16 protein-coding genes and 8 tRNA genes are annotated in these 17,872 nt (G+C 72.3%); 11 read left to right on the forward strand and 13 right to left on the reverse strand.

The window, feature by feature from the left end:
• Nucleotides 1-6 precede the first annotated feature (6 nt).
• Nucleotides 7-192, reverse strand: coding sequence for a hypothetical protein (locus J0911_RS16385; protein ID WP_207276532.1), 186 nt, complete (start codon nucleotides 190-192; stop codon nucleotides 7-9).
• A 154-nt stretch (nucleotides 193-346) separates the two neighbouring features.
• Nucleotides 347-1,168 carry a tyrosine-protein phosphatase gene (locus J0911_RS16390; RefSeq protein ID WP_207276533.1) on the reverse strand — a complete coding sequence of 274 codons (822 nt, stop codon included), beginning with the start codon at nucleotides 1,166-1,168 and terminating at the stop codon, nucleotides 347-349.
• Nucleotides 1,169-1,296: 128 nt separating this feature from the next.
• Here J0911_RS16390 and J0911_RS16395 point away from each other — a divergent pair, with 128 nt between their 5' ends.
• The 4 genes from J0911_RS16395 (at nucleotide 1,297) to J0911_RS16410 (ending at nucleotide 5,016) form a co-directional block, all read left to right on the forward strand.
• On the forward strand, nucleotides 1,297-1,962 hold the full coding sequence (locus tag J0911_RS16395; protein ID WP_207276534.1) for a hypothetical protein: 666 nt from the start codon (nucleotides 1,297-1,299) through the stop codon (nucleotides 1,960-1,962).
• 204 nt (nucleotides 1,963-2,166) lie between these two features.
• Nucleotides 2,167-2,757: a copper chaperone PCu(A)C gene (locus J0911_RS16400; RefSeq protein ID WP_207276535.1), complete on the forward strand. Its 591-nt coding sequence runs from the start codon at nucleotides 2,167-2,169 to the stop codon at nucleotides 2,755-2,757.
• Nucleotides 2,754-4,031 carry a Dyp-type peroxidase gene (locus J0911_RS16405; RefSeq protein ID WP_307865126.1) on the forward strand — a complete coding sequence of 426 codons (1,278 nt, stop codon included), beginning with the start codon at nucleotides 2,754-2,756 and terminating at the stop codon, nucleotides 4,029-4,031. The genes J0911_RS16400 and J0911_RS16405 overlap by 4 nt, the downstream gene beginning before the upstream one ends.
• 103 nt (nucleotides 4,032-4,134) lie before the next feature.
• Entirely contained in the window at nucleotides 4,135-5,016 is an 882-nt protein-coding gene (locus tag J0911_RS16410) for a bifunctional helix-turn-helix transcriptional regulator/GNAT family N-acetyltransferase (RefSeq protein ID WP_207276536.1), read from the forward strand.
• Nucleotides 5,017-5,234: 218 nt separating this feature from the next.
• Here J0911_RS16410 and J0911_RS16415 read toward each other — a convergent pair.
• The 4 genes from J0911_RS16415 to J0911_RS16430 all read right to left on the reverse strand — a co-directional run bounded on the left by J0911_RS16415 (nucleotide 5,235) and on the right by J0911_RS16430 (nucleotide 5,592).
• Nucleotides 5,235-5,308, reverse strand: a tRNA-Val gene (locus tag J0911_RS16415).
• 12 nt (nucleotides 5,309-5,320) lie between these two features.
• A tRNA-Val gene (locus J0911_RS16420) sits at nucleotides 5,321-5,395 on the reverse strand.
• An 11-nt stretch (nucleotides 5,396-5,406) separates the two neighbouring features.
• Nucleotides 5,407-5,477, reverse strand: a tRNA-Cys gene (locus tag J0911_RS16425).
• Nucleotides 5,478-5,519: 42 nt separating this feature from the next.
• Nucleotides 5,520-5,592: transfer RNA gene (locus tag J0911_RS16430), tRNA-Gly, on the reverse strand.
• 169 nt (nucleotides 5,593-5,761) lie between these two features.
• Between J0911_RS16430 and J0911_RS16435 the strand changes: the two genes are divergently transcribed.
• From J0911_RS16435 to J0911_RS16465, 7 genes are all read left to right on the forward strand, one after another.
• Nucleotides 5,762-7,075, forward strand: a complete 1,314-nt coding sequence (locus J0911_RS16435) for a chorismate-binding protein (protein ID WP_207276537.1) — start codon at nucleotides 5,762-5,764, stop codon at nucleotides 7,073-7,075.
• Complete coding sequence (locus J0911_RS16440; RefSeq protein ID WP_207276538.1) at nucleotides 7,072-7,926, forward strand: aminotransferase class IV; 855 nt, start codon at nucleotides 7,072-7,074, stop codon at nucleotides 7,924-7,926. Before J0911_RS16435 ends, J0911_RS16440 begins: the two co-directional genes overlap by 4 nt.
• Nucleotides 7,927-7,980: 54 nt before the next feature.
• Nucleotides 7,981-8,054, forward strand: a tRNA-Val gene (locus J0911_RS16445).
• A 403-nt stretch (nucleotides 8,055-8,457) separates the two neighbouring features.
• A tRNA-Gly gene (locus tag J0911_RS16450) sits at nucleotides 8,458-8,530 on the forward strand.
• A 23-nt stretch (nucleotides 8,531-8,553) separates the two neighbouring features.
• Nucleotides 8,554-8,624 (forward strand) — tRNA-Cys (locus J0911_RS16455).
• A gap of 1 nt (nucleotide 8,625) precedes the next feature.
• Nucleotides 8,626-8,697: transfer RNA gene (locus J0911_RS16460), tRNA-Val, on the forward strand.
• A 252-nt stretch (nucleotides 8,698-8,949) separates the two neighbouring features.
• Nucleotides 8,950-9,273, forward strand: a complete 324-nt coding sequence (locus J0911_RS16465; protein WP_207276539.1) for a DUF2277 domain-containing protein — start codon at nucleotides 8,950-8,952, stop codon at nucleotides 9,271-9,273.
• A 137-nt stretch (nucleotides 9,274-9,410) separates the two neighbouring features.
• Here the strand turns inward: J0911_RS16465 and J0911_RS16470 are convergent, their stop codons facing one another.
• From J0911_RS16470 to J0911_RS16500, 7 genes are all read right to left on the reverse strand, one after another.
• Nucleotides 9,411-11,063 (reverse strand): thiamine pyrophosphate-binding protein, encoded by a 1,653-nt coding sequence (locus tag J0911_RS16470; protein WP_207276540.1) that lies wholly within the window; start codon nucleotides 11,061-11,063, stop codon nucleotides 9,411-9,413.
• A 201-nt stretch (nucleotides 11,064-11,264) separates the two neighbouring features.
• On the reverse strand, nucleotides 11,265-12,062 hold the full coding sequence (locus J0911_RS16475) for an HpcH/HpaI aldolase family protein (protein ID WP_207276541.1): 798 nt from the start codon (nucleotides 12,060-12,062) through the stop codon (nucleotides 11,265-11,267).
• Entirely contained in the window at nucleotides 12,047-12,832 is a 786-nt protein-coding gene (locus tag J0911_RS16480) for a fumarylacetoacetate hydrolase family protein (RefSeq protein WP_207276542.1), read from the reverse strand. Before J0911_RS16480 ends, J0911_RS16475 begins: the two co-directional genes overlap by 16 nt.
• 39 nt (nucleotides 12,833-12,871) lie before the next feature.
• Complete coding sequence (gene hpaD / locus J0911_RS16485) at nucleotides 12,872-14,038, reverse strand: 3,4-dihydroxyphenylacetate 2,3-dioxygenase (protein WP_207276543.1); 1,167 nt, start codon at nucleotides 14,036-14,038, stop codon at nucleotides 12,872-12,874.
• A gap of 72 nt (nucleotides 14,039-14,110) precedes the next feature.
• Nucleotides 14,111-15,643, reverse strand: coding sequence for a 5-carboxymethyl-2-hydroxymuconate semialdehyde dehydrogenase (hpaE, locus tag J0911_RS16490; protein WP_207276544.1), 1,533 nt, complete (start codon nucleotides 15,641-15,643; stop codon nucleotides 14,111-14,113).
• Nucleotides 15,644-15,664: 21 nt separating this feature from the next.
• Nucleotides 15,665-16,366 (reverse strand): GntR family transcriptional regulator, encoded by a 702-nt coding sequence (locus tag J0911_RS16495; protein ID WP_207276545.1) that lies wholly within the window; start codon nucleotides 16,364-16,366, stop codon nucleotides 15,665-15,667.
• Nucleotides 16,348-17,859: a fumarylacetoacetate hydrolase family protein gene (locus J0911_RS16500; protein WP_207276546.1), complete on the reverse strand. Its 1,512-nt coding sequence runs from the start codon at nucleotides 17,857-17,859 to the stop codon at nucleotides 16,348-16,350. Before J0911_RS16500 ends, J0911_RS16495 begins: the two co-directional genes overlap by 19 nt.
• Between the last annotated feature and the right edge of the window lie 13 nt (nucleotides 17,860-17,872).

The following is a 17,872-nucleotide window of genomic DNA, read 5'->3' on the forward strand; positions in this document are numbered from 1 at the left end:
GCCGAGTCAGTTCCCGCCGAACTCCTTGGCCTTGTCGGCGAGACCGTCGATGGCGCCGTCCGCCTGGTCCGGTGCGACGTCCTTGAGCTTGTCGGCGGCCGCGTCGACGTTCTCGTCCGTCAGCAGCTCCTTCGCCTTCTCGACGTTCTCCGGGTTGGTGACCATGTCCTTGGCCTGGTCGAAGAGTCCCATGTCTGTCTCCTGGTGCCGATGGCACAGAAGCGTGTCCACGCCCCCTGTGAGCGCCGGACCGTCCCGGCGCCGGTCCCGAAGGTAGACCGCGGGGAGACACTCCGCCACCGCACCGAGGCGCCCCCTGACGCCCCTCGTCGAAACCCTGTGACGATCAGGCCTCCGCGCGAATCCGCTTCACCAGGAGCTCCCGCTGACCGTCCGTCATCCCACCGTGCGCCAGGTATCCCGCGACGGAACCGTACTCGGCACGCAGGCTCGCCAGCGTCTCGAGGATCACCTCGCGCGTCCCCGCCGAGCGCCGGGTCGCGTGCAGCCAGCCCGGAAGCTGGTCGCCCGCACCATCCGCCGCCTCACCCTCCGCCGCCAGGGCCGCCCTCCGCTCCTCGTGCGCGATCCGCGCCCGCTCCAGTGCCGCCACGTGCCGCTCCCAGCGAGGAGCGAGCCGGGAGTTCGTCAACTCGTAGTCGTCGGCGATCGACTCGTCGTCGGCGCCCGCCAGGGACAGCGCGAACGCCACGACCAGCCCCGTGCGGTCCTTGCCCGCGGCGCAGTGGACGAGCACCGGCCCCTCCGGCGCGTCCGCGACCGCACCCAGCGCCCGCGCGAACAGCCCCGGCCGGCGCCGCAACATCCCCGCGTACAGATGCGCCCACGGCCCCTCCTCCGGGTCGTCCGGCTCCTGCACAGGAAGGTTCACGTACTCCGGACCGGGCTCCCGCGCCTCCCCGCTCTCCGCCGGAGCGAACGGATGCGCGTACTCGACCGTCTCCGCCGGGCGCCGCAGGTCGATGACCCGGACGGTCCCGTAGGCGCGGGCCGCACGGACGCCGTCCGGCTGGAGCCAGCTCAGCGCCTCCGACCGGATCAGGGCTCGCTCGCGGACCCGTGCGCCACCGGCGAGCGGCATCCCGCCCAGGTCACGAGCGTTGAGCAGGCCGGGCCAGTCCAGGTGCACAGGGGTGTAGGAGGTCACGACGTCGAGGGTAGACGGGGTGGCCGACATCACGAGGACGCCCTCCGCGGTCCGTAGCACAGCACGCCGACCCTCCCTGTGGACGACGGTGATCGAAGCGTCCGACCCACCGCGTAAGGTCTTGTGCCATGGGCGAGCTCGGGCAGGTGATGCGCATCGTGCGCACCCTCCTGCTCGCGTCCACCTCGCTGAGCCTCGCCACGCTCGCGCACGGCCTCGGCGGTGGTGAACTTCCCGGCGCGGGCCCGATGGCGGCGCTCGCGGTCCTCACGCTCTCCGCCTCGTGCGTCGTCGCCGGGCTCCGCCCACGCGTCTGGGTTCTCGTGCCCTTCCTCGGCGCGCTGCAGCTCTTCCTGCACCAGGCCCTGTCCTGGTCGGCGTCCGCCGGTGCGGCGGCGACCGGTGCGGCGGCCGCCACGGACAGCGTGCGGCTCCTCGGACACGCAGGGCATCACGCCGGGCACCACGCCGGTCTGGCCGGTACCGCCGACGTCGCCCGGTCCACGGCCACGGTGGCGCACGACCACCTGACGAACCCGCGGATGGCAGCGCTCCACGTCGCCGCGATCCTGGCCACGGCCGTTCTCATGGCGGCGGGCGAGGCCATGGCGCGAGTCGCTCTGCACGTGTTCGGGCACGTGCTGGTCGTCCTGGTCGCGACACCCCGCGTGCCCGCGCCGCCGAGGCGCACGGCTCGTCCGCGACCGGCCGCCGCGCCGACGCCGCTGTCCGTGCTCGTGGCACGGAGCACGCCACGGCGCGGCCCGCCCGTGCCGGGCGCAGCCCTCGCCTGAGCACGGCCCACGCCCTGCGCCACTGCGCGCGGCGGTGCGCCTGCGTGCGCCCGGCCGTGCGCCACGCCGGACCCGTCGCCGGGCGGTGCGCCGCCCAGGCAGGCGCCTCCGCTCTCCATCCGTAGACCCGCACGCGACGCCCTGCCGTCGGCGCACCGCCGACGGCAGGCATGTCCGCGTGCCCTGCAGGAAGCAGACAGAACCATGAAACACCCCACCATCACCCGTACCCGCCTCCTGGCCGCGGCGACCGTCGCCGCTCTGACGCTGCTGCCGGCCGCATGCAGCGGCGGGTCGGAAGCCGCGCCGCACGACTCCGCGGCGGCCAGGACCGGCGCGGCGGCGCTGACCGTCGAGGACCCGTGGGCCAAGGCGGCCGACGAGGGCATGACGGCCGTGTTCGGCACCCTCACGAACGGCTCGGGACACGAGGTGCGTCTCGTCTCGGCCGAGTCCGACGCCGCGGAGTCGGTGGAGCTGCACGTGTTCGTCGACGACGGCGGGACGCCCGTCATGCGGGAGGCCGGCGAAGGGCTGGTGATCCCCGCGGACGAGCCCTTCACGCTCGAACCCGGCGGGCCGCACCTGATGCTCCTCGGCGTCACGGACCCGCTCGAGCCGGGCGAGGACGTCACCGTCGTCGTGACCGCGGAGGACGGGTCCACGCTGGAGATCACGGCCCCCGTACGGTCGTTCGACGGTGCGAACGAGAGCTACGAGCCGGACGGTGACGGGTCCGTGAACCGCTCCGGGCACTCCGGCGGGAACCACTCCGGGCACGAGGAGGACAGGTGACGGGCGCTTCCACCACCTCCGACGGTGCCGCGAAGGACGGCGGACCGGCCGGAACACCAGGACCGTCGCGACGCGGGTTCCTGCGCGGCGGGGCGACGTTCCTCGGCGGAGCCCTCGGTGGGACCGCGGTCACGCTGAGCGGGACCGCCGCCTTGGGTGCGCCCGAGCACACGCCCGAGCACACACCCGGTCGCGCCCCGGCGGCCGACCAGGCGGGACGGGCGACGGTCGCGTTCCGCGGGCCACGCCAGCCGGGCGTCGACACCACGCCGCAGGGATTCGCGACGTTCCTCGCACTCGATCTGGCCGGCGGGACGGACCGCGAGGCCCTGGTACGCCTCATGCGGATCTGGACCGACGACGCCGAACGGCTGATGAGCGGGCGGCCGGGGTTGACGGACACCGAACCGGAGCTCGCGGCCGTCCCGGCGCGGCTCACGGTGACCGTGGGCTACGGTTCCGCCGTGTTCACGGCGGCCGCCCTGGCGCATCGCGCGCCGTCGTGGTTGCGGCCGCTGCCGTCGTTCGGGGTCGACCGGCTCGAGGAGAACTGGTCCGGCGGCGACCTGCTGCTGCAGGTGTGTGCCGACGACCCCGTCACGGTCTCTCACGCCGTGCGTGTGCTGGTGCGGCAGGCACGGACCTTCGCCCGCCCGCGCTGGCTCCAGCGCGGATTCCGGCACAGTCCCGGTACCGTGCCGCCCGGCACGACCTGGCGCAATCCCATGGGCCAGGTGGACGGCACCGGGAACATCGACCCCACGGCCGAACCGCATCTGGTCTGGCACGAGGACGACGGTTCCGGCTGGCTGGCGGGAGGGACCTCCGTCGTGGTGCGGCGCATCGCCATGGACCTCGACGGCTGGGACGAGGTCGACCGGACGGGCAGGGAGAACACCATCGGCCGAAGGCTCTCGGACGGGGCTCCCCTGACCGGCAGCGATGAGCACGACGAGCCGGACCTCGAGGCCACGGGGCCGAACGGCTTCGGCGTGATCGACGCCGCGGCGCACGTCCGCCGGTCCCGCACCGACGATCCGGGGCAACGGTTCCTGCGCCGCCCGTACGGCTACGACGACGGACCCGGCGACTCCGGCCTCGTGTTCGTCACCTACCAGGCGGACGTCGACCGGCAGTTCCTTCCCGTCCAGCGCAGGCTGGACGAGTTGGACCTGCTCAACGAGTGGACGACGCCGATCGGCTCGGCGGTCTTCGCCGTGCCGCCGGGCGCGGGGCCGGACGAGTACCTGGGTCAGGCACTGCTGGAGGGCTGACGTCGCCCTTCGTGACCGGGACGGGCGCCACGCGCGCGACGACGCGGTGGCGTCCGTCCCACCGGCCTCGACCGCGACCAGTTCTCTGACTAAAGTCAGCTACATGCCGATCGACTCACAGACCGCCGTCGTGCGCCGCTTCAACCGCAGCTACACCCAGCGCATCGGAGCACTGGAGGACTCCTTCCTGGGGATGGGGGCGCCGCTCGGCACGATGCGGCTCCTCTTCGAGATCGGGAGCCACGCGGGGACGGTCGCCGAGCTGCGTGCCCGCACCGGCCTGGACTCGGGCTACGTCAGCAGGCAGCTCAAGCGCCTGACCGACGACGGCCTGGTCTCCCTCACCGCCGACCCGGCCGACCGGCGGCGCCGTCTCGTAGAGCTCACTCCGCTCGGCACGGCGCGGTGGAACGAGCTCGAGAGCCGCTCCGCCGAGCGTGCTCGGCGCCTCCTGGAGCCGTTGACCGAGCGGCAGCGAGACCGGCTCGCACGCGCGCTCGCCGAGGCGGACCTGCTGGTGCGTTCGGCCGCCGTGGTTTTCGAGACGGTGGATCCGCTGTCGTCCGGGGCCAGGGCCGCCGTCGAGCGGTACACCGCCGAGCTGGCGACGTTCTTCCCGTTCGACCCGGGAGAACCGTCGGACGACGACGCCGCGCGGTTCCGGCCGCCGTCGGGCCGGTTCGTGCTGGCGGTGGACGACGGCGCGCCCGTCGCGTGCGGCGGCCTGCGCGACCTCGGAGACGGCGTGGCCGAGATCAAACGCATGTGGGTACACCCCGGCTGGCGGGGCGCCGGTCTCGCGTCGCGCCTGTTGCGACACCTGGAGAAGACGGCGAGCGACACCGGCCACACCACCGTCCGTCTGGACACGAACGAGAACCTGACCGCGGCGATCGCCATGTACGGCCGCGCAGGCTACGACCGCATCGACCGCTACAACGACAACCCGGACGCCACCCACTTCTTCGAGAAGCACCTGACCTGAAGCCCCCGAAAAACCCCCAAGCCAACCACCAGGAAAACAAAGCCCCCAACCCAGCCCCAAGGGGGCAAGGGGCGAAGCCCCCAGGGGGCAAGGGGCGAAGCCCCAGGGGGGTTCCGGGGGCGTGCCCCCGGGCCGGGGTGTGGGGGCTGCGCCCCCACCAGAAATGACGAGGCGGAGTGTGCCCAACCCCGTTGGGCACACTCCGCCTATCCGTCTCGTGGGCGATACAGGACTCGAACCTGTGACCTCTTCGGTGTGAACGAAGCGCGCTAACCATCTGCGCCAATCGCCCCTGATGGGGTAGTGGTGAGCGATACTGGGATCGAACCAGTGACCTCTTCCGTGTCAGGGAAGCGCGCTACCGCTGCGCCAATCGCTCGAGTTCGTGCGAGGTGGGTACGGGATTCGAACCCGTGTATACGGCTTTGCAGGCCGCTGCCTCGCCTCTCGGCCAACCCACCGTGAGGATGCTCCTGCGAGTCGAGCACGGGAGCGGGCCTCCGAGCGGACGACGAGATTCGAACTCGCGACCCTCACCATGGCAAGGTGATGCTCTACCAACTGAGCTACGTCCGCACAGCCGGACCTGTCGGGTTTCCCCGTGCTCCGGCGTGGTCTGAACATTAATCGAACATCGGTGTGGCCGTCCAATCGATTGAGCGGCGCTAGCGTGGACGGTGTGTCCCTGCCTCCGCACCGAGCGCCGAGAACTCGCACCACCGCAACGGTCCCGCCCACCAGCGACGTGACCGGGAACACCGGCTGGGCCGCCTTCGACGGCCGGGTCGCCACCCACGTGATCCGCTGCGTCGACCTCCACGACGAGCCGGAGGCTCTGGCACGGGGCACCTGGTTCGTCGTCGCGGACTTCGAGGGCCGCACCCGCGCGTGGCAGTTCCGGGACGTGACCCCTGCTCCCCCACGCGCCGCGGACCTGGGCGGACGGCCCGGCACGGAGCCGTCGTCGGCCGCCGGTCGCGGAGCCCGACCGCGCCCGTCGCCCGACCCGGACGCCGGGCCTCGCACCGGCCCGGCGCCCGGCGCCTGGATCGGGCCCGACGCCCGCGCCTGGACCAGCTCCATGGACCGCGCCGCCTACGAGGCGGCGGTGCGCCGGATCCGCGAGCACGTGCGCGAGGGCGACGTGTACCAGGCGAACCTCTGCCGGATCCTGGCCGCACCGCTGCCCTCCCGGACCGGCACCGACGGCAACCCCGCCGAGCCCGACGCCCGCGCCCTCACCGCCCGGCTCGCCGCCGGCAACCCCGCCCCGCACGCCTCCGCGATCCACGTACCCGCGGCCACGCTCGGCCCGGACGGCCGCGACGTCCAGCCGGTGTGGGTGGTCAGCGCCTCCCCGGAGCTGTACCTGTCGCTGGAGCCGGGCCCGGACGGAACGGTCGTGACCTCCGGCCCCATCAAGGGCACCGCCCGCACGCCCGACGGCCTCACCGACAAGGACCGCGCCGAGAACGTCATGATCACGGATCTCGTCCGCAACGACCTGCAGCGCGTCTGCCGGCCGGGCACGGTGGAGGTCACCGGCCTCCTCACCGTCGAGCAGCACCCCGGGCTCGTGCACCTGGTCTCCCATGTGCGCGGCGTACTGTCCGACGACATCAGCCACGCACCCGGGCTCTGGCGGCACCTGCTGGCGGCGACCTTCCCGCCGGGTTCCGTGTCGGGCGCCCCGAAGTCGTCGGCGCTGCGCATCATCGGCGACCTCGAGCCGGTCCCGCGCGGGCCGTACTGCGGGGCGGTCGGCTGGGTCGACGGCGACACGGGCACGGCCTCGCTCGCCGTCGGCATCCGCACGTTCTGGTGGGAGCGCGGGGACGACGACGGTCCCGGCGCGGGCACGCTGCGCTTCGGCACCGGCGCCGGCATCACGTGGGGCAGCGACCCGACCGCGGAGTGGCGTGAGACCGAGCTGAAAGCGGCTCGCCTCGTCGGGCTCGCCTCGTCGGACGGCGGGCCCGGAACCCCGCGCGGCGGCGCGCCGGCCGTGGAGCAGCCGGTTTCGCGGTCCGCCGCGCCGGCGGGCAGGATGAGCCCATGACGCAGACGGTGATCTGGACGGACGGGCGCCTCGTGACGCCCGACGAGGGCGTGATCAGCGCGGTCGACCACGGCATCACCGTGGGCGACGGGGTGTTCGAGACATGTGCCGTGTTCGACGGTCAGGCGTTCGCCCTGACGCGCCACCTGAGGCGGCTCGCGCGGTCCGCCGCCGGGCTCGGCATCGCCGAACCCGACGAGCAGCTGGTGCGCGACGGCGTCGCCGCCGTCCTCGCCGCCGGACCCGGATCCGGGCGCCTGAGGATCACCGTGACCGACGGCGTCGGCCCGCTCGCGTCCGGGCGGAGCGACGGACCCCAGACCGTGGTCGTCGCCGCAGGCCCCGCGACCATCCGGGCCGAGGGGCGCGTCGTGCGCTCCCCCTGGACCCGGAACGAGCGGTCGGCCGTGGCAGGCCTGAAGACGACGTCGTACGCGGAGAACGTCGTCGCCCTGGCGGACGCCGTCGCCAAGGGCGGCGACGAGGCCGTGCTCGCGAACACGCGCGGCGAGCTCTGCGAGGGAACCGGGTCCAACGTGTTCGTGGAGCGCGACGGCGAACTGGTGACCCCGCCGCTGTCGGTGGGCTGTCTCGCGGGGATCACGCGAGAGCTGCTGCTCGAGTGGGGCGCCGAGACGGGGCTGCCCGTCCGCGAGGCGCGCGAGGGCGAGCTGACCTTCGACGTGCTCGACGACGTCACCGCCGGGCGCGTACACCTGCTCCTGACCGGGTCGGTCCGGAACGTCCAGCCGACGACGTGGCTCGACGGCGTGGACCTGCCGGCCGGAGAGCTGTCGATGGCCGCCCGCGACCTGTTCGAGAAGACACGGCGCGAGCGGATCGACCCCTGAGCCTGCGGTCGTCGCGGACGGCCGGGCGAATGCTAGGATCGCTCCGCACGACCAGGGCGATTGGCGCAGATGGTTAGCGCGCTTCGTTCACACCGAAGAGGTCACAGGTTCGAGTCCTGTATCGCCCACGAGACGGATAGGCGGAGTGTGCCCAACGGGGTTGGGCACACTCCGCCTCGTCATTTCTGGTGGGGGCGCAGCCCCCACACCCCGGCCCGGGGGCACGCCCCCGGAACCCCCTGGGGGCTTCGCCCCTTGCCCCCCGGGGCTGGGGTGGGTGCGGGAGGTGGGGCGTCGAGGTGGGAATGTCGAGGTGGGGTTTCGAGGGGTGTTGGAGTGCGGGTGTTGGGGTGTTGGGGTGTGGGGTGGAGGTGCGGGTGGGGTGTTGCGGCGGTGTGGTCGCGTGGGCTTCTTGACAGGCGGGGTTGTGATGTAGATCCGGTCGGCGATGCGCTCGTTCGATTGGACCTTTGGCCGGTGCGTCCCGTAATCTTCTGGAGCGCCGGTTCGCGAGGAGCGATCCGGAATCGTGCGGACGTAGCTCAGTTGGTAGAGCATCACCTTGCCATGGTGAGGGTCGCGAGTTCGAATCTCGTCGTCCGCTCTGACGTGGGTGAGAACCCTCGCGGTGGGTTGGCCGAGAGGCGAGGCAGCGGCCTGCAAAGCCGTATACACGGGTTCGAATCCCGTACCCACCTCGCGCGATTGGCGCAGCGGTAGCGCGCTTCCCTGACACGGAAGAGGTCACTGGTTCGATCCCAGTATCGCGCACGAGACGGATAGGCGGAGTGTGCCCAACGGGGTTGGGCACCTCCGCCTCGTCATTTCTGGTGGGGGCGCAGCCCCCACACCCCGGCCCGGGGGCACGCCCCCGGAACCCCCCTGGGGCTTCGCCCCTTGCCCCCCGGGGCTGGGGTGGGTGCTGGAGGTGGGGGGTTGAGGGGGGCTCGAGGTGGGGGTGTTGCGGTGGGGTGTTGTTGGGGGGTGCATTCAGGGGTGGTCGGGGCGGCGTACCGTCGGAGCATGTGCCGAAACATCACGACCCTGCGAGGGCTCGAGCCGCCCGCCACCGACGAGGAGATCACCGCTGCGGCGCTGCAGTTCGTCCGCAAGGTGACCGGGGTGACGAAGGTGTCCGACGCCACGAGAGAACCGGTCGAGCGTGCCACCGAGGAGATCGCCGCGATCGTCGACCGGCTGCTGGACGAGTTGCCCGCCCGGCGGCGGCCGCCCCAGTCCGTCCCTCCCCTGCGCCGCGCCGAGGTGCAGGCCCGCATCGCGGAACGGCAGCGTGCCCGCGAGGAGCACGAGCGCCTGCACGAGCTCGGCATCGCCCACCAGCACTGAATCCCCGAGACGCCGGGGCGCACCGCCGGCGCCCGCCCCCGGGGGTGCGCGATGGCGGCCGCAGCCCGGGTGCCACCTCGTACCAGCCGGACTGCCGGTGGACGACGTGGCCGGGTCGATCTCGACCCTGCCGCTCGTCAGCTGTTGGCGCGGATGATCTCCTGCTGGTACGGCGCGACCACGCTCCCGGAGACGCGGCAGTCCAGAACCAGGAAGTCGCGCGACTCCGCGGGCTGCGCCGCCCAGGAGGCAAGTCGATCGAGATCGGCGAGTTCTCGCACCACGACACCTTCCGCCCCGACCCCCGCCGCCAGCGCGGCGAAGTCGACCTCCGGGATCAGCATCGGCTCACGCGCGAGCCCCTTGAGCCCGTAGAGATTCACCTCCGCGCCGTAGGCGGCATCGTTCCAGACGACCGCCATGCCACGACCTCCCGCGACCCGCACCGCGGACTCGAGGTCGGCCAACGCCATCAGTCCCCCGCCGTCCCCCGTGGTCAGCACGACCGTGGCGCCGGGGCGGGCCAGCGCGGCACCCGGCACGGACGGCCACCCCAGCCCGATCGACTGGAACGCCGTTCCGACCATCATCATGCGGTCGGGTGACGCGACCGGCCAGTACATGTTCGCCCAGCCGATGAAGTGGCCGCCGTCCGACACCACGACCCGGTCCTCGGGAAGCAGTTCGCCGACACGGGCCGCCACCGACCGAGGATCGAGCCGGCCGTCCACGGCGACACCGTCGCCCTTGTCGTAGGCACACAGCGACGCGACGTCGACCGACTCCCGCCAGCCGCTCGGCGAGGCACCGAGTCGCACCAGCTCGTCGACGACTCCCCGCGCGACGACCTCGGCATCACCCCGGACGTAACCGCCGACGTGCGGATGGGTCGCGGTCGCCGCCACATCGACCTGGAAGACGCGCGTCCCCGGCGCGAAGAGATCGCCGAACCGCATCGTGAACTGGTTCAGCGACGCACCGACGACGACGGCGACATCGGCCTCCCGCACCAGTGCCATCGCGCCCTCCGCCCCGAAGCCCCCGGTCACGCCCAGATCGAACTCGGACCGGGGGAACAATCCACGGCCGAGTGTCGTCGTCGCCGTCACCGCGCCGGTCAGGTCCGCGAGCTCACCGAGCGTGGCCCCCGCCCCGGAGATCCACGCACCACGTCCGGCCAGGAGGAACGGACGCTCCGCGGCGGCGAGGGCCGTCGCGATCTCGCGGACCGCCCCGGCACCGAAGTCTCCGCGCGGCGCCTGCCGGGGCGGCAGCACGGGTTCCGGGATCTCCGGCAGCGGGCCGGCGGCGAGCGCCGCGACGTCGTACGGGAGGGCGAGCACCGTCGGTACGCGATAGGTGAGAGCGTGCTCGATCGCGATGACCGTGGTGGCGACCGCATCCGTCCGGCCGACCGTGTACGTGCGGGCGCCCACCGCGGAGGCGAGCGCGATCTGGTCGACGTCCCACGGGCGCGGGCCGGACGTGGGCTCGTCCCCGACGATCAGCACGAGCGGCACCTCGGCCTGCACCGCCTCGGCCAGCGCGGTGACGGTGTTGGTGAAGCCGGCGCCGTAGGTGGCCGTGGCGGCTGCCAGCCGGCCCGAGGCGCGGTGGTAGGCGTCGGCGGCGACGACGCCGCCCGCCTCGTGCCGGACGGCGGTGTACGCGACGGACGTCGACCGTTCGAGCGCGTCGAGGAAGTAGGCGTTGCCGTTGCCCATCACTCCGAAGACGTGGTCGACGTGCGGGGCGAGAGCGTGGGCGACGTGCGCGGAGACAGAGGGCATGACCGGGCCTTCCAGCCCTCATACGGTGAGGGCGACGACGTACGGAGACAGGTGCCGTATGTGTCTCGCACGTGCCTCGCGCACGGCTGCGTGCCCCTTTTTCGAGCACCGGCAGGGTCGTTCGTGCCGGACCCGGCGATGATATACGAAATAATATTCGTGGCACCAGCGGCTGTGCGGCCGCGGGAGCGGGCCGGCGCGTCAGTCGTGCCCGGTGGCCGACGGCCCCGGGACGAACCGCGCGGCCAGTGTCTCGCAGCCGCGGGCGAGCAGCCCGACGTCGGCGCCGACCAGTACGAACGACGCTCCTTCTCTCAGGTAGGCGTCCGCCACCGCCGGATCGAACGCGTTGACGCCGACGGGCTTGCCGGCGCCCCGGACGGCGTCGAAGGCCGCATGCACCGCGGTGAGCACGTCGGGATGGGTCTGCTCGCCGAGCAGGCCCATCGACGCCGCGAGGTCGCTCGGTCCGACGAACACCCCGTCGATGCCGTCGACCGAGGCGATCTCCCCGGCCGCTGCGACGGCGTCGGCGGTCTCGACCTGGACGAACAGCGAGACGTGTGCGTCGGCGTCGGCGAGGTACGCCGTGACGCGGTTCCACCGTGCGGAGCGGCCGAGCGCCGACCCGACGCCGCGGCGGCCGCGCGGCGGATAGCGGACCGCGGCGACCGCGGCCTCGGCGTCCGCCGCGGAGTTCACCATCGGGACGAGGACGTTCTGCGCTCCCAGGTCGAGCACCTGCTTGATCGTCACCGCGTCGTTGGCGGGTACGCGTACCACGGGGGTGACGGGGTACGCGGCGACCGCCTGCAGCTGCGCGAGCACCGATTCCAGGCCGTTCGGCGCGTGTTCCATGTCGACGAGCGTCCAGTCCAGGCCGGACCCCGCGCAGATCTCGGCCACGAGCGGCGAGCCGGAGCACAGCCAGACGCCTGCGAGGGCTCGGTCCGCGCCGGCGAGCCGGTCGCGAAACGTAGGGTTCAGACGAAGTGGCATGTGACGGTTCCCATCGGTCCGTAGTCGGCCAGCACCTCGTCGCCACGCGAGACCCACAGGGGCCGCGTGAACGAGCCGGCCAGGATGATCTCGCCGGCCTCCAGGCGTGCGCCGTGGTGGTGGAGCTTGTTCGCGAGCCAGGCGACCCCGCGCGCCGGATGATCGAGCACACCGGCGGCGACGCCGGTCTCCTCGATCACGCCGTTGCGGTACAGCAGCCCCGGGACCCAGCGCAGGTCGACCTCCTCCGGGTGGCGGCGGGTCCCGCCGAGCACCATGGCGCCGTAGGCGGCGTTGTCGCTGATCGTGTCCACGATCGTGCGCCCCTCCAGCTCGATGTGCGAGTTGAGGACCTCGAGCGCCGGCACGACCTGGCCGGTCGCCTCCAGGACGTCCGGGAGGGAGCAGTCCGGCCCCTCCAGCGGCGTGGCGAGGACGAAGGCGAGCTCGACCTCGATCCGCACGTTCGAGAACAGGTCCACCGGGATCTCGGCGCCGCTGGGGTGGACGGTGTCGTCGAACATGACGCCGTAGTCCGGTTCGGCGATACCCGTGGCGCGCTGCATCGCCTTGGAGGTGAGACCGATCTTGCGGCCCACGAGCCGTCGCCCGGTCGCGAGCATGCGGTCACGCCAGACGCCCTGGATCGCGTACGCGTCCTCGACGGTCGCGTCCGGATGGCGAGCGGTGATCCGCGGGATCACGGCGTGCGCCCGGTCTGCCTCGGCGAGTTCCGCGGCGATGGCGGCGACGACGTCTGGGCTGAGCATCCTGGTTCCTCTCGGTCCGGTCACGGCGAACGTCCGTGCTCAGAGCTGGTGGCCGAGCTTGTACTCGCCCTGCTCGTGCTCCGGCGGCGGTTCCGAGCCGGCCTCCGGCCGCGTGTACGAGAACCCGTCCGCGCCGATGGTGACCGCCATCTCGGACTCGTCGGTGCGGGCGACGACGGGTTGCGGGTTGCCGTCCAGATCCAGCACGAGCGAGGCCTCCGTGTACCAGGACGGGACCACCGGGTTGCCCCACCAGTCGCGGCGCTGGTTGTCGTGCACGTCCCACGTCACCACCGGGTTGTCGGGATCGCCGGTGTAGTAGTCCTGCGTGTAGATCTCGACCCGGTGCCCGTCCGGGTCACGCAGGTACAGGTAGAACGCGTTGGACACCCCGTGGCGGCCCGGCCCGCGCTCGATGCAGTCCGACCGCCGCAGCGCGCCCAGCTTGTCGCAGATCGCCAGGATGTTGTGCTTCTCGTGCGTGGCGAACGCGACGTGGTGCATGCGCGGGCCGTCGCCGCCGGTCATCGCGGTGTCGTGCACCGTCGGCTTGCGGCGCATCCACGCGGCGTAGACGACGCCGTCGTCGTCCTGGATGTCCTCCGTGACGCGGAAGCCGAGCGACTGCATGAAGTTCACGGCGCGCGGCACGTCCGGGGTCACCTGGTTGAAGTGGTCCAGCCGCACCAGTGCGCCCGGGGTGTGCAGGTCGTAGCGCCACGCGAGCCGCTCGACGTGCTCGACGTCGTGGAAGAACTCGTACGGGAAGCCCAGCGGGTCGATCACCCGCACCGAGTCCCCGACGCCCTTGGTCCACCCCTCGGCCCGCCGCTCGGTCCGGCAGCCGAGCTCGGTGTAGAACGCGACGGCCTTGTCGAGGTCCTCCGGCGTCCTGACCCGGTAGCTGAACGCGGCGACGGCGGCCACGGGCCCTTGGCGCAGCACCAGGTTGTGGTGGATGAACTCCTCCATGGAGCGCAGGTGGACGGTCTGCTCGTCCTCCTCGGTCACCACCAGATCCAGCACGTCGACGTAGAACCGGCGGGAGGCCGCCAGGTCGGTGACGACGAGTTCCATGGAGGCGCACCGCACGATGTCCGGCGGCGACGCCCGCGGCGTCGGAACCGGGTTGTCGGCATGGATGGGCGACTCCGGGGAGACGGAGAAGCCGGAGGAGGTGAGGATGCGGTCGTGGCGGTCGGTCATGTCGGCGTCCTTGCGTGAATGAGTCGTGGGCGGCGTCCGCGGCCCGCGGCGGCACGGACCACGGCATCCGGGTCAGCGGCCTCCGGCGTCGTCCTTGCCGAAGGTGGGGTTGTGGACCGTGCCGAGCGTGACGTGCACCGCCTGCTGGTCGGTGTAGAAGTCGATCGAGCGGTAGCCGCCCTCGTGACCGAGGCCGGACGCCTTGACGCCGCCGAACGGGGTGCGCAGGTCGCGCACGTTGTTCGAGTTGAGCCAGACCATCCCGGCCTCCACGGCCTGGGAGAAGTTGTGCGCCCGCCCGAGGTCGTTCGTCCACACGTAGGCGGCGAGGCCGTACCTGACGCCGTTGGCGAGTTCCAGGGCCTCGCTCTCCGTGTCGAACGGCGTGATCGCGACGACGGGACCGAAGATCTCCTCCTGGAAGATCCGCGCCTCGGGCCGCACGTCGGCGAAGACCGTGGGTGCCACGAAGTTGCCCGACTCGAAGCCCTCGGGACGGCCACCACCGGCGACCAGCCGGCCCTCGGTCCTGCCGATCTCGATGTAGCCCATCACCTTCGCGAAGTGCTCCGGATGCACCAGCGCGCCGACCTCGGTGGCGGGATCGTGCGGGAACCCGACGCGCACGCGCCGGGCCTGCGCGGCGTAGCGTTCCACGAACTCGTCGTAGACCGGTCGCTCGACGAGGATGCGCGACCCGGCGGTGCAGCGCTCACCGTTGAGCGAGAAGACACCGAAGATCGTCGCGTCGATCGCGGCGTCCAGGTCGGCGTCGGCGAAGACGACGGCGGGAGACTTCCCACCGAGCTCCATCGACAGGCCCTTGAGGTGCGGTGCGGCGTTCGCGAAGATGGTCTGCCCGGTGCTGCTCTCGCCGGTGAACGAGATCAGCGGCACGCCCGGGTGCCTGACGAGCGCGTCCCCGGCCTCCTCGCCGATTCCGTTGACGAGGTTGAACACGCCCCGCGGCAGGCCGGCCTCCTCGAAGATGCCGGCCCACAGGGACGCCGAGAGCGGCGTGAACTCGGCCGGCTTGAGGACGACGGTGTTGCCGGTGGCGATCGCGGGCGCGAGCTTCCACGACTCCAGCATGAACGGTGTGTTCCAGGGCGTGATCAGGCCGGCGACGCCGATGGGCTTGCGGTTGACGTAGTTGAGCTGCCGGCCCGGCACCTTGTAGGTGTCGTCCGCCTGGGCGACGACCAGGTCGGCGAAGAACCGGAAGTTCTCGGCCGCGCGGCGCGCCTGGCCCAGCGCCTGGGTGATCGGCAGCCCGGAGTCGAAGGACTCCAGCTGCGCGAGCCGGGCGTCGCGCGACTCCACGATGTCGGCGATCCGGTGCAGCACCCGTGATCGTTCACGAGCCAGCATCCGGGGCCATGGCCCCTCGGTGAACGCGTGCCGGGCAGCGGTGACGGCGGCGTCGACGTCGGCCTGCTTGCCCGCGGCGGCCCGCAAATACGTCTCGTTGGTCACGGGGTCCAGCACGTCGAAGGTGGCGCCGTCGGCCGACTCGACGAACGCGCCGTCGACGTAGTGCCGGAGGGTCTCCGGAAGATCGGCGGGCACGGGTCGTCGCGTCGCGAGCTCGGCGGCGTCGGTCATAGGGTTCTCCCTTGGTGCGGATCAGACTGCGGTGAGGCCGAGGGTCTCGTCGGGGTGCTCGTGGACCAGGTACGCGTCGAGGGTCGCGGAACGGTGGTGGCGGGAGGCCTTCTCGATCTCCGCGGGCGGTGCCCCGGCTTCGACGAGCTGGAGGAGGTGCTCGTGCTCTCGCACGGACTGGCGCGCCCGGCCGGGGACGAAGCTGAACGTCGACTCGCGCAGGTGCGCGAGCCGGGCCCACTCCGACTCGACGAGCTCGAGCAGGCGGGCGTTCGGGCACCGGCGATAGAGCGCGGCATGGAACTCCTGGTTGAGCCGGGTGAACGTGCTCGGATCGAAGTCGGACAGCGTCTCGATCATGCGCTCGTTGGTCTGCCGGGCATGGCGGAGGTCCTCGGCCGTGTGGTGGCCCGCCGCGAGGGCCGTCGCGGCGCTCTCGAGGACCGACAAGGCCTGCATGCTGGCGCGGTAACGGGTGTCGTCGACCATCGACACCTGCGCGCCCACGTTGCGCTGGAAGGTGACGAGGCCCTCGGCCTCGAGCCGGCGGATCGCCTCACGCACCGGGACGACGCTCATGCCGAGCTCCTCCGCGATGGTCCGCAGGACGAGCCGGTAGCCGGGCGTGAAGTCCTGTCCCGCGATCCGTTCCTTGATCCAGTGGTAGGCACGCTGCGACTTGCTCGGACTCGCGGCGGCAACGTTCAGTTCGTCGTCCGCCATGCGAGGTACCTCGCCTTCCACTCGGCGTTCATGGGGAAGAGCCCCTCGACGGGATGTCCCGCGGCGACCTGCTCGGCGATCCACGCATCCACCGCCTCCTGGGCGAGGGCGGCGTCGGCGACCTCTTCGGCGAGAGCGGGTGGGACGACGATCACGCCGTCCTCGTCACCGACGACGATGTCGCCCGGCTGGACCGTGGTGCCGCCGCACGCGATGGTGAGGTCGGCGTCCCAGGGCACGTGCCTGCGGCCGAGTACGGCCGGGTGCGGGCCGGCGGAGTAGACGGGAATGCCCACCTGGGCGACGGCGGCGTGATCGCGGACACCTCCGTCGGTGACGATGCCGGCCGCACCGCGCGCGTGGGCACGGATCGCGAGGATGTCGCCGAACGTGCCGGACCCCGTCTCGCCGCGGGCCTCGATCACGATGACCTCTCCCGGGCCGACGGTGTCGAACGCACGCTTCTGGGCGTTGTGGCCGCCGCCGTGGCCGGCGAACAGGTCCTCACGGTTCGGCACGAAGCGGAGCGTGCGGGCCGGTCCGACGACCTTCTCACCGGGATGCGTGGCGCGGACGCCGTCGATGGTCGCGTTGTCGATGCCTCGCTTGCGCAGCTGCTGGGACAGGCCCGCGACCGGCGCCGCCTCCAGCTTGGCCCGCAGCGCGGGGGACAGCGCCGCCCGTCCGGGCTCGGCCGGCGGGAGGCCCGCGGCCTGCCGCGACCCCCACGCCTCGGTTCGCTGCGCGTCGTCCGCCGAGGGCAACGAGCCGAGTTCCTCGTCGAAGTCCTGCTTCCCCTGGGTGACGGTCGTGACGAGCCGGCCCGACGTCGGGCGGCCGGGTGCGGCCGGTGCGTCGACCTCGACCTCCACCACGTCACCCGGGACGGCGACGGAGGAGCCCGCCGGGGTCCCGGTGAGAATGACGTCGCCCACTTCGAGCGTCAGGTGCTGGGCGAGGTCCGCGACGATCTGCGGGAGCGGGAAGATGAGGCCGGCCGTGGTGTCGTCCTGCACCAGGTCACCGTTCACCCAGGTCCGCAGGCGCAGTGCGGCGGGATCGAGGGACCCGGCCTCGATGAGCGACGGACCGAGCGGGGTGTAGCCGTCGCGACCCTTGGAGCGGAGGTTGGAGCCGCGGTCGTTGGCGCGCAGGTCGTAGAGGCCGAAGTCGTTGGCCCCGCTCACCCACCCGACGTGCTCCCACGCGTCCTCCAGTCGCACGTCTCGGGTGGTGGCGCCCATGACCAGGGCGATCTCTCCCTCGAAGGCGAGCAGTTCGGTGCCGGCGGGCCGTTCGACGGTTCCGCCGGACGGCGCGAGCGAGCTCGACGGCTTGAGGAAGTACGACGGATGCTCCGGACGACGCCCCCGCTGATCGGCGCGGGAGGCGTAGCTCAGGTGCACCGCGATGATCTTGCCCGGACGGCCGGGCAGGGCGGCGAATCGCGGATCGGCCGCGGCGTCGTCAGCCTGGTGTGGATCGGTGGTCATGAGCTCCCTCGCT

It is taken from the genome of Myceligenerans salitolerans (assembly GCF_017349295.1).
Classification (GTDB): domain Bacteria; phylum Actinomycetota; class Actinomycetes; order Actinomycetales; family Cellulomonadaceae; genus Myceligenerans; species Myceligenerans salitolerans.